Raw genomic sequence first — 23,998 nt, forward strand, 5'->3', positions numbered from 1 at the left:
AAATGGAGAAAACCATGTCAGTCGTGATTTATCACAACCCTCGTTGCTCAAAGAGCCGTCAAACACTTGAACTGCTTGAGCAAAATGGTGTTACACCGGAAGTCGTCAAATACCTAGACACACCACTTAACGTGGATGAACTAAAAGCGCTGTACGCCCAGCTTGGCTTTTCATCTGTACGTGAAATGATGCGCACTAAAGAAAGTGAATATAAAGAGCTTGGCTTAGGCGAAGACTCCGTCAGCGATGAGCAATTATTCGAAGCAATGGCGAAAAATCCAAAGTTGTTTGAGCGTCCGGTAGTCGTTGCTAACGGCAAAGCAAAAATTGGTCGCCCACCAGAGCAAGTGTTGGATATTTTATAAATGGATTGCCAGATCCTTATTTTGTATTTCAGCCGTCATGGCTCGACAAAACAACTGGCAAGACAAATAGCAAGAGGAGTCGAATCGACTCCTCAATGCCAAGTAATTTTGCGTACAGTTGAAGAATTGTCACCTCACTCACACTCCCCTTCTGATCCAATTGTTACTCTAGAGGAACTGAAAACGTGCGACGGTCTAGCGTTTGGCAGTCCCGTCTGGTTTGGCAACATGGCTGCGCCTTTAAAGCACTTCTGGGATCAGACTACATCTTTATGGGTCAGTGGTGACTTAATCGATAAGCCTGCTTGTGTCTTTACCTCTTCGTCCTCGATGCATGGTGGTCAAGAAACAACGTTACAAAGCATGATGACCCCTTTATTGCATCACGGGATGATGGTTTTGGGCATTCCTTATTCCGAGCCAGAGTTACACACTACGCAGTCCGGAGGCACTCCGTATGGCGCCAGCAGTGTAGGCCATGAGGCAACCCTAAGCAGTGAAGAGATTCGCCTGGCACAACAATTAGGCAAAAGGCTGGCAACTGCAGCGTTAAAACTAAAAGTCTGTTAGTAAAATCAAGGATAGTTAATCGATGTCTGACTCTTTAGACCAAACACCACTCGGTACACAGGCTAAAACCTATCGTTACCTGGCTTTATTTGGCAACTTAGCCTTATTAGCCTGGGTCGCTATTTGGCAGCTTGCGTTATCCCCTCATCCTCACCTCAGCAGCACAACACTTGCTATTGCTTGGTGTATTCCGCTACTACTTCCGTTGCCTGGTATTTTAGCTGGTAAGCCTTACACTCATGCTTGGGCTAACTTTGTTCTTATGCTGTATTTCTTGCATGCGCTGACCATCCTTTATGTGGATGGGGGTGAACGCTGGCTTGCGGCAGTGGAACTGATACTGACTTCACTCGGTTTCGCTGGCAATATTTTGTTTGCTAGAGCGAGAGGCAAAGAGCTAGGTCTTAAGTTGAAACGCCTCTCTCAAGTAGAAAAAGAAGAAAAAGCGAAATTCAATAAATAACGCCAATCGCAGTCAATCACTGATCATTGGTTCGAATACGAATTTAGAAAACAAAAAGAGTCGCTATTGCGACTCTTTTTTATGCTTACCACATTGGTCTTTGATCCTTGCGTTTCACGCCTGGAACGCTACCAAGGCGATTACGATGCCGAGCGCCACTCGTAGATCAAGTCATACTGTTCTCGGACAGGCTCCACAATCATCGGCTGAGTTGGTTGTGTTTCGTCACTTGCTTCTGCCACAACATTTACTGGTACTTCAGGCTGCGCTTCTTTTGGCGTCGCGGCGTCTTTTGCTTCATTACTCTGAACCAATGGCTCTTCTTCTTGAGTTGAAGCTGGGGCATCAACTTCACCTAAAGGATCTTCAAAAACCATTAATTGAGAAATAGAAGAAGCTTCTTTCTCAAAAGCTTGTTGTGATGCCAAAAGGTGGATGTTGAGCGTTAACTCGTCCCCTTGAACACGCTTAATCTCTGTACCCGCAACCGAATTAAGTTGTTTTAACGCATTCTCTAAACGGAAGAAGTCCGTGGCAGAGGTTACATTAAGGACTTTCACTGCTAGCGCTTTTGAAGACTTTCCTGAAACCACAACTGCACTCTTACTTGCATAGTAGTCTGCGATGCCATCCACCATTTCTGCAATAGCATTAGCACCTGATGCAGACCCGCTACGCGGAGAACGTTGCGCTTCTACAATTCTCGTTGGCGACTGGTCGTAGAGTGTCCAACGAATTTGTTCACCTTGAGCTCGTACAACCAAAACGGCGTCAGCTGGGTAGCGCTGGCTGGCTTGACCAATTGGCTCAATAAAGCCGCCCCAAAGATCAGAGACATTAACACCGGTCACATCATCAAAATCCCCAACCGGGATAGTGATTGGTAGGCCTCTTAATTTCGCTGCGCTACGAAGTGCTGCAACATTTGAAGATTCAGAATGTTCCCACGCAATGTTACGATCGTAACCCCGTTCTTCAACCATCCAAACTAAAATATTGGCACGATTTGGCGACCAAGATGGCAATTGTGCTTGTGTTAAAAGAGAGCTGATTTGGTCGTTGTTAAACAACATTTTTAGGCTCGCTTTTCCATCAACCTGCCCATAGCTCAGTTGAGAAATGTAACGCGCACTTGAGCTGAGTGCCTTTTTAATCACTGGATTGCTTAAAGAGGATTGAGAACCGGTCGCTCGAACAATCACATCCTGCATACCTTGTTGACGAGCCAAAGACTCACCGTCGTTCTGCTCACTGTCGATAACCACTTCGGCACGATAGATATCCACCTGAGTTAATGCATATACTGGTAGGGACAACCAACCTATCAGTAAGAGAGCTAAATAGCGCATAGTTTTTATAATCCTCTGAACAAGAACCCGAATAATAAGCAACTATCAAATCTTGAGCAAGGCAAGTACTGAGTAAATTGTCTGTATTATGACCAGCTTTGTTAACTCGGGCCTCAACCAGCGCTTCAGTGCTATTTTTTATAATAAACTCATTGCTTATTAAGCTATCTCAACAAGTTAGGCTGTCCATTTTTCATCTTCACGCAAGACACGTAAAAGAGGACAATTTGCAAGCAAGCAACTCTCAAAAGTGCTATTTATGAGAAAAATTCAATCGAAAGTTTGATCTATGCAACATTGCAAACGATTGCAGGATGATAGTATTCGCCGGATTTGTCTGCGTATCTTGAAAATAGGGAATTATTATGAAAAACGCGTTACAAGGCGCTCAAATGCTCTTTGTCGCTTTTGGTGCTTTGGTGCTTGTGCCGCTCCTAACTGGCCTTGATCCAAACGTAGCCCTCTTTGGTGCCGGTGTCGGTACTCTCCTCTTCCAATTAATGACTAAACGTTCTGTTCCCATCTTCCTTGCCTCTTCTTTTGCGTTTATTGCTCCTATTATGTTCGGTATCCAAACTTGGGGTATCGGTGCAACGATGGGCGGCTTGATGGCAGCGGGCTTAGTTTATGTGGCTCTAGGGGCGATGATCAAAGTGCGCGGTGTTGGATTTATCCATAAAATTCTCCCGCCTGTTGTCGTTGGCCCTGTGATCATGGTTATCGGCCTTGGCCTTGCCCCAACAGCAGTGAACATGGCGGTAGGTAAAACTGGTGATGGAGCTGCACAGCTAGTTAATGGTGATGCTGCGATCATTATCTCGGCGGTCTCACTGCTCACAACCATTGTACTTAGCGTTTTTGCAAAAGGCTTTTTAAAGCTCGTTCCTATTGTTGGTGGTATTCTTGCTGGTTACTCTGTTTCTCTATTCTACGGTGTGGTTGATTTCACTCCCGTAGAACAAGCGGCTTGGCTAGCCATGCCAAACTTCACCGCGCCAGAGTTCAATATCAACGCAATTTTGTTCATGATTCCTGTCGCTATCGCACCTGCGGTTGAGCACGTAGGTGACATGCTTGCTATCTCAAACGTTACAGGTAAAAACTACCTGAAAAAACCAGGCCTTCACCGCACAATCGCAGGTGACGGGGTGGCAACTATCGCAGCTTCGATGGTGGGTGCTCCACCAAACACCACTTACAGTGAAGTAACAGGAGCGGTAATGCTAACCAAAGCATTTAACCCTGTGATCATGACTTGGGCAGCAATCACCGCAATCGTACTTGCATTGGTAGGTAAGCTAGGTGCGGTTCTTCAAACGATTCCAGTTCCTGTTATGGGCGGCATCATGATTCTGCTGTTCGGCTCCATCGCAACGGTAGGCCTCAACACACTGATCAAGAATAACGTTGATTTACATAAGTCTCGTAACCTAGTGATTGTTGCCGTAACACTTGTGTTTGGCATTGGTGGTATGGCTTTCGGTATTGGTGAGTTCAGTCTACAGGGTGTGAGCCTATGCGGTATCGTGGCAATTATTCTTAACCTTGTGCTACCAAACGATTTAGGTGAAAACCACGTTGTGGATAACGCACAAATGGAAGAAGAAAGCGCGAAATAGTTCGTTTGCGCCGCTTTATTAGGTGGCGTGTCTTACTCTTCTCCTCTTGTAGATACAAAAAAGGCTTGGTTTTCACCAAGCCTTTTTCTGTTCAGTCATAGTAATACATCAAAGAATTACTTAGTACCGAAGATCTTATCACCTGCATCGCCTAGACCCGGAACGATGTAGCCTTTGTCATTAAGCTTCTCATCGATTGCCGCAGTGTATAGCTCAACATCTGGGTGTGCTTTTTCTAGCGCTTCAATACCTTCTGGTGCAGCAACAAGTACCAGCACTTTGATTTGGTTACAACCTTTCTCTTTTAGGAGATCGATCGTAGCAATCATAGAACCACCTGTTGCAAGCATTGGGTCAACAACAAGCGCAATACGCTCCTCGATGTTTGAAGCAAGCTTGTTGAAGTAAGGAACTGGCTCAAGCGTTTCTTCATCACGGTAAATACCCACAACACTGATACGTGCGCTTGGCATGTGCTCAAGAACTCCATCCATCATGCCTAGACCTGCACGTAGGATTGGCACTACGGTTACTTTTTTACCTTTAATCTGATCTACTTCTACCGGACCGTTCCAACCATCAATGGTCACTTTTTCTGTTTCAAAGTCTGACGTTGCTTCGTAAGTAAGTAGGCTACCGACCTCAGTCGCTAACTCACGAAAACGTTTTGTGCTGATGTCACCTTCTCTCATTAGACCAATTTTATGTTTTACTAGAGGGTGCTTTACTTCAACAACTTTCATGTCCATCTCCGGCTATAGTTGGCAATATTTAAACAAACCTTCAGATTATACATGATTTTCACAGGGATATCAGGATAAATCACTAAAGAAAAAAACAGACGCAAACGTTTGCCATCTATGTTTAAGCACTGTTAGAATAGCGCCGTTTTCATATCCAACTTAATACCGAGGACTTCCCTGTGAGTGGTAACAACTCTTCTCTTAGCTATAAAGACGCTGGTGTAGATATTGATGCAGGCAACGCGCTTGTGGATCGTATTAAGGGTGCGGTAAAACGTACTCGTCGCCCTGAAGTTATGGGTGGTATCGGTGGTTTTGGCGCGCTATGCGAATTGCCAACTAAATACAAACAACCTGTACTGGTTTCCGGTACTGATGGCGTTGGCACAAAACTTCGCCTAGCACTGGATATGAACAAGCACGACACGATCGGCATCGACCTAGTGGCAATGTGTGTAAATGATCTTATCGTGCAAGGCGCAGAGCCACTGTTTTTCCTAGATTACTACGCAACAGGCAAACTAGACGTTGATACCGCAGCGGATGTTGTTTCAGGTATCGCAGAAGGGTGTGTTCAAGCAGGTTGTGCCCTAATTGGTGGCGAAACTGCGGAGATGCCGGGCATGTATGAAGGCGAAGACTACGACGTAGCTGGTTTCTGTGTTGGCGTAGTAGAAAAAGAAGACGTGATTGACGGCACGAAAGTCGCTGCTGGTGATGCACTTATCGCTGTTGGCTCAAGCGGCCCACACTCAAACGGTTACTCCCTTATCCGTAAGATCCTAGAAGTATCTGGTGCAGATAAGAGCGAAGAGCTAGCAGGCCGCACTATTGGTGAGCACCTACTGGAACCAACAAAAATTTACATCAAGTCAGCACTTAAGATGATTGAGAAACACGACATCCATGCGATTTCTCATATCACTGGTGGTGGTTTCTGGGAAAACATCCCACGCGTACTGCCTGAAGGCACGAAAGCAGTTATCGATGGTAACAGTTGGGAATGGCCAGTTATCTTCAAGTGGCTACAAGAGAAAGGCAACGTCGACACACACGAAATGTACCGCACATTCAACTGTGGTGTAGGTCTAATCGTCGCACTACCGAAAGACCAGGCAGACGCAGCAGTTGCTCTTCTTAAAGAAGAAGGCGAAAACGCGTGGGTGATTGGTAAAATCGCACAAGCAGACGCGAACGAAGAGCAAGTTGAAATCCAATAATTTGCAAATCGAGCTCAAAAGATAAGAAGAATGAGGACACTAGATGACTAGGTCCTCATTTTGCTATCTAGAACACTAAAAACCATTCTATTCGTAGGTAGTTTAGAAGCTACATAACTCCAACCTACAATACCAAGGCGCTCTCGACATCATGAAAAACCATACCCTAAAAAACTTTGTGGTCCTCATCTCGGGTAACGGAAGTAACCTGCAAGCTATCTTGGAAGCTTGCGAAGACAGCATGCCAAACGTACGAGTGGCAGCCGTGTTCTCTAACAAAGCAGATGCTTTTGGTTTAGAACGTGCAAAAAAGTTTGATGTGGACGGTCACTTTGTCGACCCTAAAGCATTCAGCTCGCGTGAAAGCTTTGATGCAGAGCTAATGAGTCAAATAGATGAATACCAACCAGACGTGATTATTCTTGCTGGTTACATGCGCATTCTGAGCAGCGCATTTGTTTCTCATTACATGGGTAAGATGATCAATATCCACCCTTCTCTTCTACCAAAATATCCTGGGCTACACACACACCAGAGAGCAATTGATGCTGGCGATAAAGAACATGGTACGAGTGTGCACTTTGTAACGGAAGAGCTTGATGGTGGCCCTGTCATACTGCAAGCAAAAGTTCCTGTGTTCGAAGACGATGATGCTAGTGTACTTGCGGCACGTGTTCAGGCGCAGGAGCACCGAATCTACCCTATGGTGGCTAAGTGGCTGGTAGACGAGCGGTTGATCATGAAGGATGGTAAAGCCTATTTAGATGGCGCAGAGCTTGGCGTACATGGGTACGCCTCAGATGAGTAGCCCTGAATAATAAACTCCAAGCACAAAAGAGCAGCCTGAGGGCTGCTCTTGGTTGTTTTAATACTTATAAACTTGATTCAAGAAAACCATGGTGAGACTAGAAACCTAAAACTCAACATTCTAAAAAACCCCATAACCACTTGAGTAACATAACACTCGGAAAGTAGATTCTGAATCTGGTTCGTTCTTCACCGTTCAGACTGACGAGGTGTTTTATGAGAAATTTCTATCAGTTACGTCTTTACAGCAAGCCTTAGCGAGACTAGGACTCTACTACCAGCACTCTAGAAAGTAAGAATGCTCATCCGTATCCGCCCTCGGTTTAAAACGCATAAAAATAAAGCTCGCGATTAAGCGAGCTTTATTTTTATATTCAGAGTAAGAGACCATCACTCTAACGGTTCGGTTGGCGCTTGATTGCCCGGCTTAGCCGCCGCAAAAGGCACATTTACCAGTTCAGAGGCATTATTTTTGACTAGTTCACCTAGGTGAAACAAGCCGTATTCGCCAGGTCTCATACGCTGCCAAGCTTCGTTGCCCGTCAAAGGTTGAGTTGCGATCACAGAAACGATGTCATGTGGCGTGGTTTCTTCTTGGAAGTTAATTTCCACATCTTCATCAAGCAAAGCAGCTTTTCCAAACGGTGCGCGTCTTGTGATCCAATACAAATGATTGGTGCAATACGTCATTACATACTCACCATCACTCAGAAGCATGTTAAATACACCCTTCTCTCTTAGCTCATCACAACATTTAGCAACATATAAGAATACCGACTCCATATCCTTTGGTGGCTCAGGGTATCGATCTTCCATTTGCTTCAATAACCAGCAAAATGCCAGTTCACTATCTGTTTCACCGACAGGTCGATGTCGACCTGTATGTAAGTCTTGATAGCCAGAGAGCTGACCGTTATGCGCAAACGTCCAATACCTACCCCACAGCTCACGTGTAAAGGGATGAGTATTTTCTAAATTAACACCACCACGATTCGCCTGTCGGATATGACTAACGACCGCACGACTTTTGATGGGATAATTTTGTACCAACTCTGCTATTTTAGACTCACAACTTGGCTTGGGATCTTTGAAGGTTCGAAAGCCCTTCCCTTCGTAGAAGGTGATCCCCCATCCGTCACGGTGTGGGCCGGTTCGACCTCCACGCTGAATGAGCCCAGTAAAACTGAAACAAATATCCGTTGGAACATTAGCGCTCATACCGAGCAATTCACACATGGTTTAAAAAACTCCCTAACAACACAGCTCGAAACGGTGGCCGTAAACGATTATTCCATCTCTTTTTCGATCAACTGAATGATGATATGAATAATCTTAATATGAATTTCCTGAATGCGGTCTGCATAACCAAAGTGTGGCACGCGGATTTCAATATCTGCAAGGCCTGCCATTTTGCCGCCATCTTTACCTGTTAGCGCAATCGTCTTCATGCCTTTCGCTTGTGCTGCTTCAATCGCTTTCAGGATGTTACCTGAGTTACCTGACGTCGACAGACCAAACAGTACGTCACCTTTTCGACCAACCGCTTCTACATAGCGTGAAAACACGAAGTCATAACCAAAGTCATTACTCACACAAGAAAGGTGGCTTGGATCTGAAATAGCAATACCAGCATAGCCAGGACGATTTTCTCGGTAACGGCCTGTTAGCTCTTCGGCAAAGTGCATTGAATCACAGTGAGAACCACCGTTACCACACGACAATACTTTACCATCTTGCTTGAATGAGTCAGCAATCATTTTCGCCGCTGCTTCGATTTGCGCAATGTTATGGTCATCGCTTAAAAATTTGTTGAGCACTTCAGCAGCTTCGTTTAATTCACTTCTAATCAGATCATGGTACATAAGACGTTCTCTTTATTATTTCGGCTTCAGTCAGCTCTTGACTCACTGAGCAAATTGTTCTGATACCAATTTGGTATCGGACATTTCATAAACCTGAACTCGGGTTTGATTACTCTGAGTTTACCCACAAACGAGAATTAGTGTCGATAGTGAACCAACAGATTTAGATTAGTGATGGTAATAAACTTGTCAACTTGCTCATGAAAACATCACTCAAATCTCAACTTTAGAATTTTAACTCTACTTAGATCACTTTTTATCCAATCTTATGTTTTACATTTCCTTAATATTTTGATTACACTTAAACCAACTGGTTAGACCTCTTACCTAACATGCAGACGTACAAAACTTATAAAGTCTGAAAAGGAAAATATATATGGACATCTTGCTCTCAATCATCACGATGGCGATCGTGCTAGGCATTACGCTCTACCACCGCATGTCTCTCGTGAAATCTATTAGCTTACTCACCGCGGCCATGCTGGCTCTTACAGTAGCAGGAACTGTCGGCGTTATTGGTTGGGCGATTTACGTTCTCGCCGCAGCTGTGCTCGCGGTTCCTGGCGTACGTCAGTCTTTAATTAGCCGCAAAGCGTTAGTGCTTTTCAAGAAAGTGCTGCCAGCTATGTCTCAAACCGAAAAAGAAGCGTTAGACGCAGGTACCGTCTGGTGGGAAGCCGAACTATTTAAAGGCAAACCAGAGTGGCAAAAGCTACACGCGATTCAAGCACCTAAGTTAAGTGCGGAAGAACAAGCCTTTTTAGAAGGCCCTGTGAATGAAGTGTGCGCCATGGTGAGTGATTTCCAAGTGACCCATGAACTCGCGGACTTACCGCCAGAAGTTTGGCAATACCTGAAAGATCATAAGTTCTTCGCCATGATCATTAAGAAAAAGTACGGTGGTCTGGAATTCTCAGCATACGCGCAATCTTTGGTGCTACAAAAATTAACGGGTGTTTCTGGCGTTCTATCGTCTACCGTTGGTGTTCCTAACTCTTTAGGCCCTGGTGAGCTACTGCAACACTACGGTACTGAAGATCAAAAAAATCATTACTTACCGCGTTTAGCTGAAGGTAAGGAAATCCCTTGTTTCGCCTTAACGAGCCCAGAAGCGGGTTCTGACGCAGGCTCTATTCCAGATTACGGTGTGGTCTGCAAAGGCGAATGGGAAGGAAAAGAAGTACTGGGTATGCGCCTGACTTGGAACAAGCGCTACATCACCCTAGCGCCAGTCGCAACCGTACTAGGCTTAGCATTTAAACTTCGCGACCCTGAAGGTTTACTTGGTGACAAAGAAGATCTTGGCATCACTTGTGCGCTTATTCCAACTGATGTCAAAGGTGTTGAGATTGGTAACCGACACTTCCCGCTCAATGTGCCATTCCAAAATGGTCCAACGCGCGGTAAAGACATCTTTGTTCCTATCGATTTCATTATCGGTGGCGAAAAAATGGCGGGCCAAGGTTGGCGTATGCTGGTTGAGTGTCTGTCGGTTGGACGTGGTATCACGCTACCTTCAAACTCAACAGGTGGCATCAAAACTGCGGCAATGGCAACCGGTGCTTACTCACGTATTCGTCGTCAGTTCAAACAGCCTATCGGCCATATGGAAGGGGTTGAAGAACCATTAGCACGCTTGGGTGGTAATGCTTACGTGATGGATGCAGCAAGCAACTTAACCGTTGCGGGTATCGACTTAGGTGAAAAGCCTTCAGTAATCTCAGCTATCGTGAAGTATCACTGTACGCACCGCGGCCAGCAAAGCATCATCGATGCAATGGACATCGTAGGCGGTAAAGGTATCTGTATGGGACCTTCTAACTTCCTAGCTCGTGGTTACCAAGGTGCGCCAATCGCAGTAACGGTTGAGGGTGCTAACATTCTAACACGCTCAATGATCATCTTTGGCCAAGGCGCAATCCGTTGCCATCCGTACGTTCTTGAAGAAATGAACGCGGCGTATTCTGAAGCAAGTAATGCTGTCGAGAAGTTTGATAAAGCGCTTGCTGGTCACGTGAGCTTTACAATGAGTAACCTAGTGCGCAGTATCTGGTTTGGTTTGAGCGACGGTCTGGGCTCTTCATCACCAACCAAAGATGCAACCAAGCGTTACTACCAACAATTGAACCGTTACAGTGCAAACCTTGCTCTGCTATCGGATATCTCAATGGCAGTGCTAGGTGGCTCTTTGAAGCGTAAAGAGCGTCTATCAGCGCGTCTTGGTGACATTCTAAGCCAGCTATATTTAAGCTCTGCGACGTTGAAACGTTTTGAGCAAGATGGCCGCCCAGTCGAAGATTTACCATTAGTACACTGGGGTCTACAAGACAGTTTGAAACAAGCGGAAGTGGCGGTAGACGAATTCTTAGCAAACTTCCCGAACAAAGTGATTGGTCGTGCACTGCGCGTGTTAATCATGCCATTCGGTCGTGTACGCAAAGCGCCAAGCGATAAACTAGACAGCAAAGTGGCACGCATTCTACAAACGCCAAGTGCAACGCGCTCACGCATTGGTCGCGGTCAATACCTTGAACCGACCGAGCACAACGCAGCAGGTAAGATTGAGCTTGCACTATCAGTCATTCTTCAAGCTGAGCCTGTGTTTGACAAAGTATGTAAAGCGCAAGGTAAGCGTCGCCCATTCTTACGTTTGGATATGATTGCTCAGGAAGGGCTAGAGCAAGGCTTTATCACGCAAGAAGAAGCCGATCTACTCAGAGAAGCGGAACAGCATCGTCTAGACACAATCAACGTTGACGACTTCGAGCCGGAATTGCTCGCCGCAAAGCCGCTATACCCTCAGATGGATAGCGTCGCGTAACTCTAGAATCTGAGACCACAAACGGGAGTATCAGCTCCCGTTTTTTATTGCTACCAGAATAGCGTTCATAACACCTCACACCACGAAGCCCCTGCGCAATCGCAATAAAAGCCACGCACTCCAATCTTTCCCCCGATTTCCAGTGATAACTAACTCTCAGACGTTCCAACTAAGCGGTGTATACTTTAAGTAACTCACTCACATATATGGTAAATCCGTTGGCTAAAATATTACTCGCACAGTGGTTCCCAGGGCTTGTTCAGCTTAAGCATTATCAAAAAGAATGGTTTGTTAACGACTTTAGAGCCGCCTTTTCAGTTGTCGCGGTTGCACTGCCAGTTGCCATAGCTTATGCACAGTTAACTGGTGTATCCGCAATTGTCGGTCTGTATTCGTGTGTACTGCCAATGTTGGTTTACGCCATGATGGGCACATCTCGACAACTCATTGTCGGACCCGATGCAGCAACCTGTGCAGTGATCGCTGCTGTTGTGACACCACTTGCCGCAGGTGACCCCACAAAACATTGGCAGTTGGTTATGACCATGACAGCGATGACGGGGATTTGGTGTGTACTGGCAAGTCGTTTCAAGCTAGGAGTGTTTGCAGATTTCCTTTCTCGTCCGATTCTTTTGGGTCTACTCAACGGTGTTGCTCTCACAATTATCGTTGGTCAGTTTGCGAAAGTAGTCGGTTTGAAATACGAGCAACGTTATTTACTGGAACGTTTATGGGAAGCTCCACAACGATTAACCGATCTTCATTGGCCTACTGTAACTCTGAGTATCGTGACGGTTGTCGTTTATTTGCTCACCAAACGCTACCGACCAACTTGGCCTGCTGCCATGCTGGCGATCCTCGTAACTACTGCGTCAGTTTGGTTTTTCCATTTACAAGAGATGGGCGTATCGGTTGTCGGACTCACTCAAGGTGGCTTCCCTCAGTTTCAAACACCGGAATTTGAGCTAGGTGAAGTTCGTGAACTAGTAGTCCCGGCGCTCAACCTTGCGATTGTCAGTTTTGTTAGCATGATGCTCACCGCCCGCAGTTTCGCGGCTAAAAACGGTTATGATATTGATGCAAATAAAGAGTTTCAGGCGTTGGGTTTTGCCAACATTGCCTCAGCGTTTTCACAAGGTTTCGCAATAAGCGGCGCTGACTCACGCACAGCCGTCAATGATGCAAATGGCGGTAAATCTCAATTAGTTTCGATTGTCGCCGCAATCACCATTGCCATTATTGCGGTATTTATTTACGAGCCTTTACAGTTCATCCCTATCGCTTCACTTGGTGTTGTATTGATCATTGCGTCCCTATCGCTGCTCGATCTTAAAGCAATTTGGAAATTAAAATCTCGTGACAAAGATGCATTTTATCTGGCCATCATTACTTTTATTTCTGTGTTGATCGTGGGTGTAATACCGGGGATCACTTTGGCGGTATTGCTAGGGCTGTTTCAATTTTTACGTATTGTCATGCGGCCGAGTGATCAGCTACTTGGCTTGGATGAAAAAGGCACCATTCGGACCATCGACGACTCAGGAAAAGCTTCGCCTATTCCTGGAATGGTGATTTACCGCTTTAACTCACCGCTAACTTACTTCAATGCTCCTTACTTTAAACGTAGAGTGTTAGAGCAGGCAGAGCATCACAAAGACGCAAGTTGCGTTGTCATCGACGCCGTGTCGAGCTTTACTCACTTGGATCTCAGTGTGATGGCAACACTGGCAGATATTCACAATACTTTGAAAAAGAGAGGCGTACGCTTAATCCTCGCAGGAAGGAAACGACGTCTTCGTCAATGGTGTGAGCTTACTGGTATCAGCACCAGTGAAGGAGGCATCTTACTGCGAGCTGATATGTACCTTGCCATTAAACTTAGTGGCTGTTACATCAGTGCTGTGGGTGAGGGACAAATTCCTACTGTTCAAAAAGAGCCTGATTTAGAGCAGCCACCCAAACCAATTCCAGAAGTGGCTTAAATAGAAATTTAATATAGAAAACAGGAAATTAAACTCCTGTTTTCTAGTGCTTATCTTCACAGCTGAATACGTGTTACGCCTTTGGCTTAAACTTTTTTGTCATCCCTTGGCTTTTAGGAGCCACCAGCCTATAACCAAGCTTTTCGTAAAAGACCGGTTCGTCAGCAATCATAGAAACGTAAGAGCCTTCAAGTGCAACAGATGAAAGATAACCGTCGATGTATTCCATGACTTTTCTACCTAAACCGTTGCCTTGATAATCAGAATCAACGGCAACGTCGACAATTTCAAAGTTACACGCCCCGTCACCAACAACCCGACCCATTGCAATGAGCTTTCCTTCATCCCGAACAGATACGCCATATAACGAATTGGGTAGACCAATTTCAGCAGCTTTCAACGATTTGGGTGATAGCCCGGCTTTGACACGCATATCACAGTATTCTTTCGGGCTTGGCACATGCTCTTCATATCTTATTGTCATTATGTACTACTCCTTTGTATCACCTTGGAGCTTACATAACTAAACTGTATAAATAAACAGTTAAACGTTGGAAAGATGTTCCCATTAAGCACACAAAGTATCAGGTCTAGAAAAGAAGCCACCGACAACTCTGACGCCATAATAGATATAAGTTGCTCTGAAGCTAGACATTCCTTTTTCTAAACATGTTTCTCTCAACAACGTATCCGCATGCTTTCGAGCACTTTGTGGCAACACCTCTTCCCTCATGAGTTGGTAAAGAGCATCATGCACTAAAGAAGCTTTCATAATGTTTTTTGTGTCTAACGCTGGCCCACTCGCTCCATCCCATGCATAGCCCTTTTTAATCGTTAACACGCCTTGTTTGGACAAACTAAGAAAAGGGCTGTCATACGCGTTACTCACTGAAATTTGAGTCTCAATCTTTTCTTCAGAATGGAGAGTGTATTTATACTTCTGACGCTTTTTGTATTTCATAACCTAACCGCCTAGCTAACTTCAGTGGGAGGAACGGAGATGACTCTCAAATTAGAGTTTCTCAGAGAGTTTTTTCAAATAGGACTTAGCAAGCTCATGGTTATCTCTGCTCAACCACTTAATACAATCAAAGAGTTCCCAGATCAGGCCTTGATCACCACTGGTATAAACTGGGAAATCTTCATGCTTTGGCGCAGGTTCATCAGTAACCATGCCCCCAATCACATCAGCTTTATCAAATAAAGTCTTAAATGGCTTAGAAAGTTTGAAGGGCTCACAGAGATCTAAACAATGAATCTCTGCACTGGTTAGGTCATTAAAAATGTATTTTTTGAAACACGCATTTTCGTTGTGCTCTCCCTCAAGGCGATAAAAAATATCTTTATTAGCTTCAAACTGGGTAAAGCAAGGCTCTGAGGCTTTATGGAAGTTGTTTTGAGTAAATACAACAACATCAGCGTCCGAAATACGGTCACCTTGTCCTGATGACAAGGAGCCAAGCAATACCGCGGCAACAACGTCTTTTTCAGAACAAAAGGCATCATAAGCTGACTCAACCAAGGCCTTTTGTCGTGGTAAATGTTCTAGTCCTAACTCTCCAATTGTCATAACTCACTCCGTCGATACGCACTAAAATCAAGTCGAAACGTAAAGAGTATCATGCGAGCTTTATTATGATTAATCAACGTTAAATCATGGTGTTACTTTAAAATAAAATGATTAATGACCATGAGAAGCATCAAACTCTGTCTCAAACTTAAACTGAAAAAACGGAGCCGATTGGCTCCGTTTCTCGCTTTATGTGTGTGTTACTACTATTTCTTTGGTACTTCTAATTGCATCTCTGGCATGGCATCGCGCTTCGCTTTAATTTTGCGCCAGACTATCCATGCAATGATCACAATCAGCAGCATTATCACGTTACCCACCGCGATAATAATCATGCTGCGCTTACGCTCAGCCTCCCGCTCAGCGATAATTTGCTTTTCCATTTCAATACGGCGCTGCTCGGCTAATTCAGCTTCTTTTGCAATTCGAGCAGCTTCTAGATCAACTTCATCAACAACACTGAAGGTTTGCTCTGGAATAGGAAACACCAACGGACGCTGGGTTGCAAAATCAGTGGCAAAGATCTCGCCGCGCCATGCGTACTTACCAAGCTCAGCATCGTTATTGAGGTCCAACGTAACTCTCATTCCATCTTTAGAGACCTGTCCTTGGCTGTAACTAATGAAACCATCGGGAGCGTCCTTTTTCACTGTGACTGCAATGGAGCCTGGTGCAATCATACCTTGCTCGCCACTCACCACTAATTGGTGTGGCTTATCGGGATTACGAGCCTGAATAAAAGTACGAGAAATTGGGTTCGGATAAACCAAGATGACTTGTTCTTGCGCTCGTAAGAATACGCCATTGCCAGACGTGATGCGCGCGCGGTACTTACCAGGCTCAACGTCTATTGGGAGCTGAACCGTAAACACACCATCCCCTGCTTTTTCATCCAAGCCGCGGCCGTCATCAGAAAACTCACCCACAACCATCGACACTGGACGAGCTTCTTTGATCAGCTCATCTTCATTTTCGACAAACTTGGTAAATGTCACGCGCAGATTCACGCGATCAAGGAAGTCGCGCAATACAAGAGGTTTGCCGTCGGAGGTCAGGCGAGCTGTAAACTTAAGCACTTCCCCATTATATAATCGGTTTGGGAACAGATCCGTACTGAGCTTTAGGTGAGAAATTAAGCGGATGTTATTTTTAGGCGTAACTTTCCCCACAGCCTGCCATGGACCTGGCATAGGGTTATCAACGGAAATAATATCGAGTGAGGCTTCTTGATACCAACGTACATTGTCGTAAGAGCCCCAAGCATAGTATTTTTTTCCGTCAGGACGGACTAAAGCAACTGGCTGAGAACTTTGCTCACGATAAACCAAAAACGTGATCTGCTCGATGGTTGGATCAACTCGAAAGCGATTGTCTAATAAAGACATTGTAGATTCACTCGCAGCACTCGAGAGACTACTCCATATCGCTAAAAACGCGACCAACAAAGCCCTCAACATAGCTTCTCCTATTGATGCCAAATACAGTCGTTCACCAACTCTAATCTTTTTTGGTGAGCTTCTAGTTCATCGGCACTTGCGCGCAAAACCTTTAGCGCTTTTCTTCCTTCAATACGACGAATGGTTTCTACCCCACCCTCTTGTTTATTCGCGTTAAATTCTAGACTCGTTTGACCACCCGTCATAAAGAGGTAAACGTCGGCTAGAATCTCCGCATCGAGCAAAGCTCCGTGGAGTGTACGGTGCGAGTTATCAATACCGTAACGTTCACATAAGATATCAAGGTTGTTTCGCTTACCAGGGAAGATTTTCTTCGCCATAGCAAGAGTATCGGTCACCTTGCAGTAGTCGTCCGTTTTGCCGATGTTAGGATCGAGCATGCCAAACTCGTAATCCATAAAGCCGGTATCGAAGGGCGCGTTGTGGGCAACAAGTTCTGCGCCTTTAATAAACTCAAGAAACTCTTGGTGCACGCTCGCGTATTCCGGTTTATCAACCAAGAATTCATCCGTAATACCGTGAACTTCAACCGCTTCTGGTTGGATTTCACGATCGGGTTTTAAATAAACGTGGAAGTGACGACCAGTCAGCTTACGGTTGATGATCTCCACGGCACCGATTTCAATAATGCGGTGTCCCATGTAGTGAGGACCACCCTCGCGGTTCATACCTGTGGTTTCGGTATCGAGAACGACAATGCGGTTATATTCAGAATTGCTGCTGGTATTCATAAGGTTATGTATGTCAGACTATGCTTTATTAAATGTTTCGGCTAATAGTACCAAAAAATATGACCAAACACGTTGAGATTTTCACTGACGGTTCTTGTTTAGGTAACCCAGGACCAGGTGGTTACGGCATAGTATTGCGTTACAAAGACGTAGAAAAGACACTTTCCAAAGGCTATACGTTAACTACCAACAACCGCATGGAAATGTTGGCGGCTGTCGTCGCGCTACAGACGTTAAAACAACCTTGTAAAGTCACTTTAACGACTGACAGCCAATATGTGCGCCAAGGTATTACTCAGTGGATCCATAACTGGAAGAAGCGTGGTTGGAAAACAGCGGATAAAAAACCCGTGAAGAATGCCGATTTATGGCAAGCTCTAGACAAAGAAACCGCACGCCATCAAGTTGAATGGCATTGGGTAAAAGGCCACGCGGGCCATCGTGAGAACGAAATGTGTGATGAGCTAGCCCGGACTGCTGCAGAAAACCCAACTGAGGAAGATACAGGTTACCAACCCTCTTAGCGAGATTCTTTCCTCATAGTGTTACCCTCTCGATTCATCACCCCAAGTGGTGTGAGCTTTTTCTTCAAGCGCCAATGCGGTTTGATAGGCTTGAGAGGGTATGTCCGTTTCCGTGCGACTATGTAATACAAACTCCCAGCGGGTGATGCCCAATCACCAAGACTATTTTCCAACCATGTCCACATCGTACGGTAACGTTTCATCGGAAACAGCGCATAACGATCACAATGAATCACTTGATAATTAAGTAACCCTAACCAATCTTTGATGCGGTTCGACGTAAACATTCGTCCACTCCAAGGCAAATTATGTTTACGCCATGGAAGCAAACTCGCTAATCCAGTCAAGCTTAATGGGTTGAATCCAGTAATAATTACATAGCCATCATCCATCATCACTCTATCGACTTCACGCAACAAACGGTGTGGATCGCTTGCATAGTCGAGCTGATGAGCGAGTATCACAACATCAAAGCTTTTTTCCAAAAAGGGCAATTCGTAACCATCTGCAATCACATTATGCAACGGGTTCTGGATATCTACGTTGACTTGGTGTTGAATGTTACAATTACAGCTGGTTAGCTCACAGCTCAACCCGCCCAGTTTGAGCATATGGTAGCCGAAGAGTTTCGGGCACCATTCATCAAGTCGGGTCTGGATTGACTCAAGCACCCACGGACCGTTGTTCATTGCTGACCAAGTCGACGGGTGTGGTATAGTTTTGTTGCTGAGTGCTGGTTTCATTAACCACCTGACTAAAATGGGTGACGGAGAACGAATCGTGTTAGAGATCAAAAGCATACCCGCATTTAATGATAATTACATCTGGCTGATACAAAATAACGATAAGCGCTGCGCAGTCGTTGATCCGGGCGATGCGAAGCCAGTATTAGAATTTCTGCAGGCTAACGAATTAACTTTAGAAGCGATTTTAATTACGCACCACCACAACGATCACATTGGTGGCGTTCCAGACTTAGTGCGTGCCTTTCCCGAAGTCGCCGTTGTGGGCCCAAAATCAGAGCCAATTCCAACCCTAACAACACCAATGGAAGAAGGCGACAAACTGGAGTTGTTTGGTGAGATTTTCTTAGTACTTGGGTTACCAGGCCATACTTTGGGCCATATCGGTTACGTTGGAGACGGAAAACTGTTTTGCGGTGATGTGCTCTTTTCTGCTGGCTGCGGTCGTATTTTTGAAGGTACGCCTGAGCAAATGTTTGAATCACTGAGCAAACTAACGTCTCTACCAGAAGAAACTCAAGTCTTCTGCGCGCATGAATACACCGCGAGTAACGTGGCGTTTGCTCTAGCGGTTGAACCTGACAATGAGCAACTTCGCCAATATCGCGACGATGTAAACCGACTGCGAGCACTCAACATTCCGACACTTCCAACAACAATACGCAAAGAAAAGTGGATTAATCCGTTCTTGCGAACCTCTAACCCTGACGTGGTTCAATCTGTTGCTAGTCGCATTAAAAATAGCGATCCATGCTCGGTTTTTACTGCTTTACGCGAGTGGAAGAACGAATTTTAACCATTTTCTGCTTGTAAGTTTGCAAGACCCCAGTATTATCAGGGACTGATTTTTCGAGAAGCGCCACTGGCGCTTCTCTTACGTTTGGGGTTGATATAAATCTATTTGAATTTCTCCCCATTGCATAATTAGAAGCTCTTTGCCTCTATAAATTAGTTAGTGTTTAAAAGATGTCTATTATCTTGCGACTGCCACGCACATTACGTTGCGCGACAGGCAGGTGAAGATAAACAGGCCCTAAATAGGCTGAATCCATGCGTTTGAAGTATACTTGGGCGTTGGCGTTGTTATTATCTGGCTGTCAATTGACTCAGTCAGATTCAACGTCTTCTACACCAGAAACCAATAAATCTGAGCAGACTGCAAAGCAAAATGCAGTAAAAGCTCAACCGGGCAATAAATCGTCACTAGCAAAAAAATCCGCTAACGACGCGCCTAAAGTTCTCTCCCCCCAAGAACAAGAAGATGTGTGGCAACGTATCGCCATGCAGCTGGACATGGATATCCCAAACCACAAGAAAGTGGACTACTACCGTACGTGGTATTTAAAGCACCCAAATCACCTTTACACGGTATCTAAGCGTGCGACTCCTTTTCTATACATGATCACAAAACGTATCGAAGAGCGCGGACTCCCAATGGAGCTTGCATTACTTCCTGTAGTGGAAAGTTCATTCGATGCCTTTGCCTACTCACATGGTAGCGCGGCTGGGTTGTGGCAATTTGTCCCAGGCACCGGAAAAATGATGGGATTAGAGCAAAACTACTGGTATGACGGTCGCAGAGATGTGGCAGCAGCAACGGATGCAGCGCTGGACTACCTAGTACAACTAAACGAGCGTTTTGATGGTAACTGGGAACATGCAATCGCCGCTTATAACAGCGGTGGAGGCCGAGTTTCTAGCGCAATTCGTAAGAATAAAAAGCTCGGTAAACCTATCGATTTCTTCTCATTAGACTTACCAAAAGAGACCAGCAGTTACGTTCCTAAGCTATTGGCCTTGGCTGACGTTATCGCAAACCAAGACAAGTACGGACTTAATATTCCTGCAATTCCAAACAAGCCTGTTCTAACGCTTGTTGATCCAGAAGAGCAGTTAGATCTGGCTATTGCCGCAGATTATGCCGGCATTAGCGTAAAAGAGTTGCAGAGTTACAACCCAGCATACAACCAGTGGTCGACAGCGCCTGAGGGGCCGCACCAACTTTTGATTCCCGTAGAGAAAAAAGAGACTTTTCTCACCAAGGTGGAGAAAAATCGCGGTAAAGGGATGAAGGTCGCTCGCTACAAGGTGAAATCTGGTGACTCTTTAAGCGTGCTAGCTAATAAATACGGCACAACCACGAAAGTCATTCGACGTGCCAACGGCCTATCGAATAACAATATTCGTATTGGTCAATACCTGTTGATTCCGACATCAACAAAAGACGATGCAAAATACGCATTAACGGCACAAAACCGATTAAACAAGACTCAATCTCGTGCTCGTGGTCAACTCAAGCTCACCCATGTCGTTCAGTCTGGAGAAAGTTTGTGGTCAATCGCACGTAACAATAAAGTGTCGTATAAATCGTTAGCTAAATGGAATGGTATGAGCCCTAAAGATCCATTGCGTGTGGGTCAAAAGCTAGTGATATGGAAGGACTCAGACAAAGGTTCTGTGATCCGTACCGTTTTCTACAACGTTCGCTCTGGCGACACCATTAGCGGCATTGCAAGCAAGTTCAAAGTAAAAACGAACGACATCGTGAAATGGAACTCGCTACACAAGAAAAAATACTTACAACCAGGTCAAAAGCTTAAGTTGTACGTTGACGTAACGAAGGTAAGTGTATGAACCCATCAAGCAATCCACTTGTGATGCTGTTGGACATTTTTCGTTCTCCAACATCTTGTTTTCTCGCGCTTTATCAACGCGGCGGATGGGGATGGCAACCGTTCATCTTCCTGATGCTTAGTCCGTTTTTATTCTGGGGTGCTTACTTTTCGAATGTCGATTTCACGTGGCTCAGTGATCAACTTGCTGCGCAATTTCAGCAAATCGACCCGAAGCAGATAGAACTATTAGAACCAAACACGCTAATGGCAAGCGCGATCATCAATGATGTATTCAACCGCTTTGCCACCTTAATATTGCTCGCGCTTTGGTTCTTTCTTGCAACAAAGGCAAGCAAACAACAATACGGTTACTGGAAATGGTTTGCCGCATCGTGTGCTATCTTATTCCCAGCAGTATTGGGCGATGTAGCAAGCTACGCGAGCTTGCTACTCAAGCATGGTCAGGTAATGACTTACGCTGCCGATTTAAATAGCCTCAATGGTCTATTAAAGCTGCCTCTTACTAACGAATGGTCTCATTTCGCTAGCTCGTTACCTTTGCTTCTGCCTTGGTACATTGTGCTCGGCTACGGCGTTGTACTGACGTGGACGGAGTTTGAACGTGGCCAAGCTTTGGTGATAGCAAGCCTGCCATGGGTATTCTTCTACGTTATTTGGGCACTTTATATTGTGGTAACCTAAGCTAGTTATTTAACGTAAATGACAATAACAATGGGTTATGATCGGAAGCGTCGCTCTGCGGCGCTTTTGCGTACTTAAGCGTCAGACCTCGGTAAAACACATGGTCCAGTGGTAACCCTGTTATAAATTGGACTCGATGATCCGGCAAGAACGTCACCTCTTGTAAGTCCGCAGCCTTTAAGGCCTGCCTCATCGCATTAACGCGAGATTCACTCCAGCTATTGAAGTCTCCAGCAAATAGAATTGGCCCCACATGATGCTTTAAAAGCATTTCAAGCGCCGTTAACTGCGATACATACTCTTTTGTACCTACGGTGAAGTTAATCGCATGTACATTCACCACTGCGAGTTTCTCGCCATTACTCAAGTGATACTGGCTATATAATGCAGACTTAGGTAAGCGAAGCCACGGCTCTTTAGAGGTGTAAGCGCAGGCTTTTTCTGGTTGCCCTTGAGCAATACTAATTACACCGGCACCGCTACCCAGCGCCTTAAAAGCACTCACTTGATTACTAACCCAGCGACCATCCACCAACCACTGTTTAAATGATGGTGTCATGCTGGCTTCTTGCAATAACAGTAACTGCTTATCAGCAGAAAACTCATCGAGTGCACGTTGCCAGTTAGCCCGGTTCTGTTTGTAGATATTCCAGACAAGCACATTGATTTTGCCGTCATGATCGAGAGCTTTTGAATCGCTAAATTCGATGCACCTGATATCTTGTGTCAGCTCGGTACCTGTTTGAGTAATAATTTGCGGCTGATCTGGTACGGTGAAAATAACCTGGAAGACAACCAATACCGCTATTACGAGAAAAGCTAACGCCAGAAAAAAACGCTTAAACATACGACAAACCTGAATGTAGGCACCCGAAATCTAGAACAACCAATCTCGGGTTAAATGATTTCACTAATAAGCAAACAACAAAAAAGGAGCCACTTGGCTCCCTTTTAGCATAATAAATACGAAACAGGTGACAAGAAACCTTAGATCGCGTCTTCGTCTTCTTCACCAGTACGAATACGAACCACACGCTCAATATCAGTGACGAATATTTTACCATCACCAATCTTACCAGTTTGCGCGGTTTCAATGATTGTCTCTACGCATTTATCAGCCACATCTTCCGTTACAACGATTTCGAGCTTCACTTTAGGTAGAAAGTCCACCATGTACTCTGCACCACGGTAAAGCTCGGTGTGACCTTTTTGGCGACCAAAGCCTTTCACTTCAGAGACGGTCATCCCTGTAATGCCAACTTCAGCTAGCGCTTCTCGAACATCATCCAGTTTAAATGGCTTGATAATCGCTTCAATTTTTTTCATGTTCATCCCTTAAGCTTCAATCGATTGCGCTTATTATCGTTTAGCGTTTCGCAACATTCAATGTTTGTCTCTGATCCACCAGCGAAAATCCAGGCTGAGCAAATTAACATAGCGAATATCGTGAGTTGATAAAACCCAATGAGGACTGCTCAATGCCCAATCGTCCAAGCTTTACTTCAGACTCGCGTTTACTTCAAACTTGCGTAGTAAGCCGCTAGGTTAGCGATGTCTTCATCAGACAACAATGAAGCTTGAGCTTGCATCACAGCAGCAAGCCCACCTGTTCGCTCTTTATTTTTATAAGCTTTAATTGAACTGATAATATATTGCTCATTTTGCCCTTTCAGATTTGGGTAACCCGGAATGACAGCAATACCATCAGCGCCATGACACGCCGCGCATACTCCCGACTTTGCTTGACCTGCTGCGACATCTCCCGCAGCTAGAGCTTGCCCACTGAACATGGTTAACGCCACCATTGCACCCATGATTGTTTTCTTCATTGCTTCACCTAATCAATTATTATTTA

Annotated in this window: 25 protein-coding genes; 12 read left to right on the forward strand and 13 right to left on the reverse strand. The window is 45.1% G+C overall.

Annotation, left to right across the window (positions count from 1 at the left end; genetic code table 11):
* Positions 1-14: 14 nt before the first annotated feature.
* Genes arsC through R7P36_RS07900 form a run of 3 tightly spaced genes read left to right on the forward strand, consistent with a single transcriptional unit; the run spans position 15 to position 1,398 of the window.
* Positions 15-365: an arsenate reductase (glutaredoxin) gene (gene arsC / locus R7P36_RS07890; protein WP_005380410.1), complete on the forward strand. Its 351-nt coding sequence runs from the start codon at positions 15-17 to the stop codon at positions 363-365.
* On the forward strand, positions 366-935 hold the full coding sequence (wrbA, locus tag R7P36_RS07895; RefSeq protein ID WP_017820823.1) for an NAD(P)H:quinone oxidoreductase: 570 nt from the start codon (positions 366-368) through the stop codon (positions 933-935). It abuts the gene before it with no gap.
* A 22-nt stretch (positions 936-957) separates the two neighbouring features.
* On the forward strand, positions 958-1,398 hold the full coding sequence (locus tag R7P36_RS07900) for a DUF2069 domain-containing protein (RefSeq protein WP_005380407.1): 441 nt from the start codon (positions 958-960) through the stop codon (positions 1,396-1,398).
* Positions 1,399-1,538: 140 nt separating this feature from the next.
* Here R7P36_RS07900 and R7P36_RS07905 read toward each other — a convergent pair whose 3' ends face one another.
* Positions 1,539-2,747: a DUF2066 domain-containing protein gene (locus tag R7P36_RS07905; protein ID WP_053349809.1), complete on the reverse strand. Its 1,209-nt coding sequence runs from the start codon at positions 2,745-2,747 to the stop codon at positions 1,539-1,541.
* Between the two features lie 365 nt (positions 2,748-3,112).
* On the opposite strand from R7P36_RS07905, the gene R7P36_RS07910 reads away from it, so the two are divergent.
* Positions 3,113-4,366 (forward strand): uracil-xanthine permease family protein, encoded by a 1,254-nt coding sequence (locus tag R7P36_RS07910; protein WP_005389855.1) that lies wholly within the window; start codon positions 3,113-3,115, stop codon positions 4,364-4,366.
* 116 nt (positions 4,367-4,482) lie between these two features.
* Here R7P36_RS07910 and upp read toward each other — a convergent pair whose 3' ends face one another.
* Entirely contained in the window at positions 4,483-5,109 is a 627-nt protein-coding gene (gene upp, locus R7P36_RS07915; protein ID WP_005380401.1) for a uracil phosphoribosyltransferase, read from the reverse strand.
* Between the two features lie 179 nt (positions 5,110-5,288).
* Between upp and purM the strand changes: the two genes are divergently transcribed.
* Positions 5,289-6,329, forward strand: a complete 1,041-nt coding sequence (gene purM, locus R7P36_RS07920) for a phosphoribosylformylglycinamidine cyclo-ligase (protein ID WP_213899288.1) — start codon at positions 5,289-5,291, stop codon at positions 6,327-6,329.
* A gap of 151 nt (positions 6,330-6,480) precedes the next feature.
* Positions 6,481-7,137 (forward strand): phosphoribosylglycinamide formyltransferase, encoded by a 657-nt coding sequence (gene purN / locus R7P36_RS07925; RefSeq protein WP_213899287.1) that lies wholly within the window; start codon positions 6,481-6,483, stop codon positions 7,135-7,137.
* A 389-nt stretch (positions 7,138-7,526) separates the two neighbouring features.
* On the opposite strand, the gene R7P36_RS07930 is transcribed toward purN, so the two are convergent.
* Both R7P36_RS07930 and lpcA read right to left on the reverse strand, forming a co-directional pair.
* Positions 7,527-8,372, reverse strand: coding sequence for a class II glutamine amidotransferase (locus R7P36_RS07930; RefSeq protein ID WP_318122096.1), 846 nt, complete (start codon positions 8,370-8,372; stop codon positions 7,527-7,529).
* Positions 8,373-8,422: 50 nt separating this feature from the next.
* Positions 8,423-8,998: a D-sedoheptulose 7-phosphate isomerase gene (lpcA, locus tag R7P36_RS07935; RefSeq protein WP_005380392.1), complete on the reverse strand. Its 576-nt coding sequence runs from the start codon at positions 8,996-8,998 to the stop codon at positions 8,423-8,425.
* A gap of 376 nt (positions 8,999-9,374) precedes the next feature.
* Here lpcA and fadE point away from each other — a divergent pair, with 376 nt between their 5' ends.
* Positions 9,375-11,819, forward strand: coding sequence for an acyl-CoA dehydrogenase FadE (fadE, locus tag R7P36_RS07940; RefSeq protein ID WP_213899285.1), 2,445 nt, complete (start codon positions 9,375-9,377; stop codon positions 11,817-11,819).
* A gap of 206 nt (positions 11,820-12,025) precedes the next feature.
* Positions 12,026-13,801, forward strand: coding sequence for a SulP family inorganic anion transporter (locus tag R7P36_RS07945; RefSeq protein WP_005380390.1), 1,776 nt, complete (start codon positions 12,026-12,028; stop codon positions 13,799-13,801).
* Between the two features lie 73 nt (positions 13,802-13,874).
* Here R7P36_RS07945 and R7P36_RS07950 read toward each other — a convergent pair whose 3' ends face one another.
* The 5 genes from R7P36_RS07950 to dnaQ all read right to left on the reverse strand — a co-directional run bounded on the left by R7P36_RS07950 (position 13,875) and on the right by dnaQ (position 17,559).
* Positions 13,875-14,285 carry a GNAT family N-acetyltransferase gene (locus R7P36_RS07950; protein ID WP_017633770.1) on the reverse strand — a complete coding sequence of 137 codons (411 nt, stop codon included), beginning with the start codon at positions 14,283-14,285 and terminating at the stop codon, positions 13,875-13,877.
* A gap of 84 nt (positions 14,286-14,369) precedes the next feature.
* Complete coding sequence (locus tag R7P36_RS07955; RefSeq protein ID WP_033905503.1) at positions 14,370-14,762, reverse strand: DUF1353 domain-containing protein; 393 nt, start codon at positions 14,760-14,762, stop codon at positions 14,370-14,372.
* A 51-nt stretch (positions 14,763-14,813) separates the two neighbouring features.
* The gene (locus tag R7P36_RS07960) at positions 14,814-15,371 is read right to left on the reverse strand and encodes a nucleotidyltransferase domain-containing protein (protein WP_053304069.1); all 558 of its coding nucleotides are present in this window, start codon (positions 15,369-15,371) and stop codon (positions 14,814-14,816) included.
* 206 nt (positions 15,372-15,577) lie between these two features.
* On the reverse strand, positions 15,578-16,828 hold the full coding sequence (locus R7P36_RS07965) for a TIGR03503 family protein (protein WP_213899284.1): 1,251 nt from the start codon (positions 16,826-16,828) through the stop codon (positions 15,578-15,580).
* Positions 16,829-16,836: 8 nt separating this feature from the next.
* A complete protein-coding gene (dnaQ, locus tag R7P36_RS07970; protein ID WP_005380385.1) occupies positions 16,837-17,559 on the reverse strand; it encodes a DNA polymerase III subunit epsilon in 723 nt (240 codons plus the stop codon).
* 59 nt (positions 17,560-17,618) lie between these two features.
* On the opposite strand from dnaQ, the gene rnhA reads away from it, so the two are divergent.
* On the forward strand, positions 17,619-18,083 hold the full coding sequence (gene rnhA / locus R7P36_RS07975) for a ribonuclease HI (protein ID WP_005380384.1): 465 nt from the start codon (positions 17,619-17,621) through the stop codon (positions 18,081-18,083).
* On the opposite strand, the gene R7P36_RS07980 is transcribed toward rnhA, so the two are convergent.
* Complete coding sequence (locus R7P36_RS07980; protein WP_017636046.1) at positions 18,080-18,826, reverse strand: class I SAM-dependent methyltransferase; 747 nt, start codon at positions 18,824-18,826, stop codon at positions 18,080-18,082. The two genes, rnhA and R7P36_RS07980, sit on opposite strands and share 4 nt — an antisense overlap.
* A gap of 37 nt (positions 18,827-18,863) precedes the next feature.
* Between R7P36_RS07980 and gloB the strand changes: the two genes are divergently transcribed.
* The 3 genes from gloB to R7P36_RS07995 all read left to right on the forward strand — a co-directional run bounded on the left by gloB (position 18,864) and on the right by R7P36_RS07995 (position 22,143).
* Positions 18,864-19,622, forward strand: a complete 759-nt coding sequence (gene gloB, locus R7P36_RS07985; protein ID WP_053304147.1) for a hydroxyacylglutathione hydrolase — start codon at positions 18,864-18,866, stop codon at positions 19,620-19,622.
* A gap of 254 nt (positions 19,623-19,876) precedes the next feature.
* Positions 19,877-21,460, forward strand: a complete 1,584-nt coding sequence (locus R7P36_RS07990; protein WP_005391819.1) for a LysM peptidoglycan-binding domain-containing protein — start codon at positions 19,877-19,879, stop codon at positions 21,458-21,460.
* Positions 21,457-22,143, forward strand: coding sequence for a YIP1 family protein (locus tag R7P36_RS07995; RefSeq protein ID WP_033905504.1), 687 nt, complete (start codon positions 21,457-21,459; stop codon positions 22,141-22,143). Before R7P36_RS07990 ends, R7P36_RS07995 begins: the two co-directional genes overlap by 4 nt.
* 1 nt (position 22,144) lies before the next feature.
* Here R7P36_RS07995 and R7P36_RS08000 read toward each other — a convergent pair whose 3' ends face one another.
* The 3 genes from R7P36_RS08000 to R7P36_RS08010 form a co-directional block, all read right to left on the reverse strand.
* Positions 22,145-22,990 carry an endonuclease/exonuclease/phosphatase family protein gene (locus R7P36_RS08000; protein WP_213899283.1) on the reverse strand — a complete coding sequence of 282 codons (846 nt, stop codon included), beginning with the start codon at positions 22,988-22,990 and terminating at the stop codon, positions 22,145-22,147.
* Between the two features lie 140 nt (positions 22,991-23,130).
* The gene (glnB, locus tag R7P36_RS08005; protein ID WP_005380372.1) at positions 23,131-23,469 is read right to left on the reverse strand and encodes a nitrogen regulatory protein P-II; all 339 of its coding nucleotides are present in this window, start codon (positions 23,467-23,469) and stop codon (positions 23,131-23,133) included.
* 188 nt (positions 23,470-23,657) lie between these two features.
* Positions 23,658-23,972 (reverse strand): c-type cytochrome, encoded by a 315-nt coding sequence (locus R7P36_RS08010; protein ID WP_033905507.1) that lies wholly within the window; start codon positions 23,970-23,972, stop codon positions 23,658-23,660.
* Between the last annotated feature and the right edge of the window lie 26 nt (positions 23,973-23,998).

It is taken from the genome of Vibrio sp. 397 (genome assembly GCF_033339395.1).
Classification (GTDB): domain Bacteria; phylum Pseudomonadota; class Gammaproteobacteria; order Enterobacterales; family Vibrionaceae; genus Vibrio; species Vibrio alginolyticus.

Excerpts from the sequence above, each read along its gene's own strand:
- arsC (WP_005380410.1), top strand. The coding sequence starts at position 15 with ATGTCAGTCGTGATTTATCACAACCCTCGTTGCTCAAAGAGCCGTCAA.
- wrbA (WP_017820823.1), top strand. The coding sequence starts at position 366 with ATGGATTGCCAGATCCTTATTTTGTATTTCAGCCGTCATGGCTCGACA.
- R7P36_RS07900 (WP_005380407.1), top strand. The coding sequence starts at position 958 with ATGTCTGACTCTTTAGACCAAACACCACTCGGTACACAGGCTAAAACC.
- R7P36_RS07905 (WP_053349809.1), bottom strand. The coding sequence starts at position 2,747 with ATGCGCTATTTAGCTCTCTTACTGATAGGTTGGTTGTCCCTACCAGTA.
- R7P36_RS07910 (WP_005389855.1), top strand. The coding sequence starts at position 3,113 with ATGAAAAACGCGTTACAAGGCGCTCAAATGCTCTTTGTCGCTTTTGGT.
- upp (WP_005380401.1), bottom strand. The coding sequence starts at position 5,109 with ATGAAAGTTGTTGAAGTAAAGCACCCTCTAGTAAAACATAAAATTGGT.
- purN (WP_213899287.1), top strand. The coding sequence starts at position 6,481 with ATGAAAAACCATACCCTAAAAAACTTTGTGGTCCTCATCTCGGGTAAC.
- R7P36_RS07930 (WP_318122096.1), bottom strand. The coding sequence starts at position 8,372 with ATGTGTGAATTGCTCGGTATGAGCGCTAATGTTCCAACGGATATTTGT.
- lpcA (WP_005380392.1), bottom strand. The coding sequence starts at position 8,998 with ATGTACCATGATCTGATTAGAAGTGAATTAAACGAAGCTGCTGAAGTG.
- fadE (WP_213899285.1), top strand. The coding sequence starts at position 9,375 with ATGGACATCTTGCTCTCAATCATCACGATGGCGATCGTGCTAGGCATT.
- R7P36_RS07945 (WP_005380390.1), top strand. The coding sequence starts at position 12,026 with ATGGTAAATCCGTTGGCTAAAATATTACTCGCACAGTGGTTCCCAGGG.
- R7P36_RS07950 (WP_017633770.1), bottom strand. The coding sequence starts at position 14,285 with ATGACAATAAGATATGAAGAGCATGTGCCAAGCCCGAAAGAATACTGT.
- R7P36_RS07955 (WP_033905503.1), bottom strand. The coding sequence starts at position 14,762 with ATGAAATACAAAAAGCGTCAGAAGTATAAATACACTCTCCATTCTGAA.
- R7P36_RS07960 (WP_053304069.1), bottom strand. The coding sequence starts at position 15,371 with ATGACAATTGGAGAGTTAGGACTAGAACATTTACCACGACAAAAGGCC.
- R7P36_RS07965 (WP_213899284.1), bottom strand. The coding sequence starts at position 16,828 with ATGTTGAGGGCTTTGTTGGTCGCGTTTTTAGCGATATGGAGTAGTCTC.
- dnaQ (WP_005380385.1), bottom strand. The coding sequence starts at position 17,559 with ATGAATACCAGCAGCAATTCTGAATATAACCGCATTGTCGTTCTCGAT.
- rnhA (WP_005380384.1), top strand. The coding sequence starts at position 17,619 with ATGACCAAACACGTTGAGATTTTCACTGACGGTTCTTGTTTAGGTAAC.
- R7P36_RS07980 (WP_017636046.1), bottom strand. The coding sequence starts at position 18,826 with ATGAAACCAGCACTCAGCAACAAAACTATACCACACCCGTCGACTTGG.
- R7P36_RS07990 (WP_005391819.1), top strand. The coding sequence starts at position 19,877 with ATGCGTTTGAAGTATACTTGGGCGTTGGCGTTGTTATTATCTGGCTGT.
- R7P36_RS07995 (WP_033905504.1), top strand. The coding sequence starts at position 21,457 with ATGAACCCATCAAGCAATCCACTTGTGATGCTGTTGGACATTTTTCGT.
- R7P36_RS08000 (WP_213899283.1), bottom strand. The coding sequence starts at position 22,990 with ATGTTTAAGCGTTTTTTTCTGGCGTTAGCTTTTCTCGTAATAGCGGTA.
- glnB (WP_005380372.1), bottom strand. The coding sequence starts at position 23,469 with ATGAAAAAAATTGAAGCGATTATCAAGCCATTTAAACTGGATGATGTT.
- R7P36_RS08010 (WP_033905507.1), bottom strand. The coding sequence starts at position 23,972 with ATGAAGAAAACAATCATGGGTGCAATGGTGGCGTTAACCATGTTCAGT.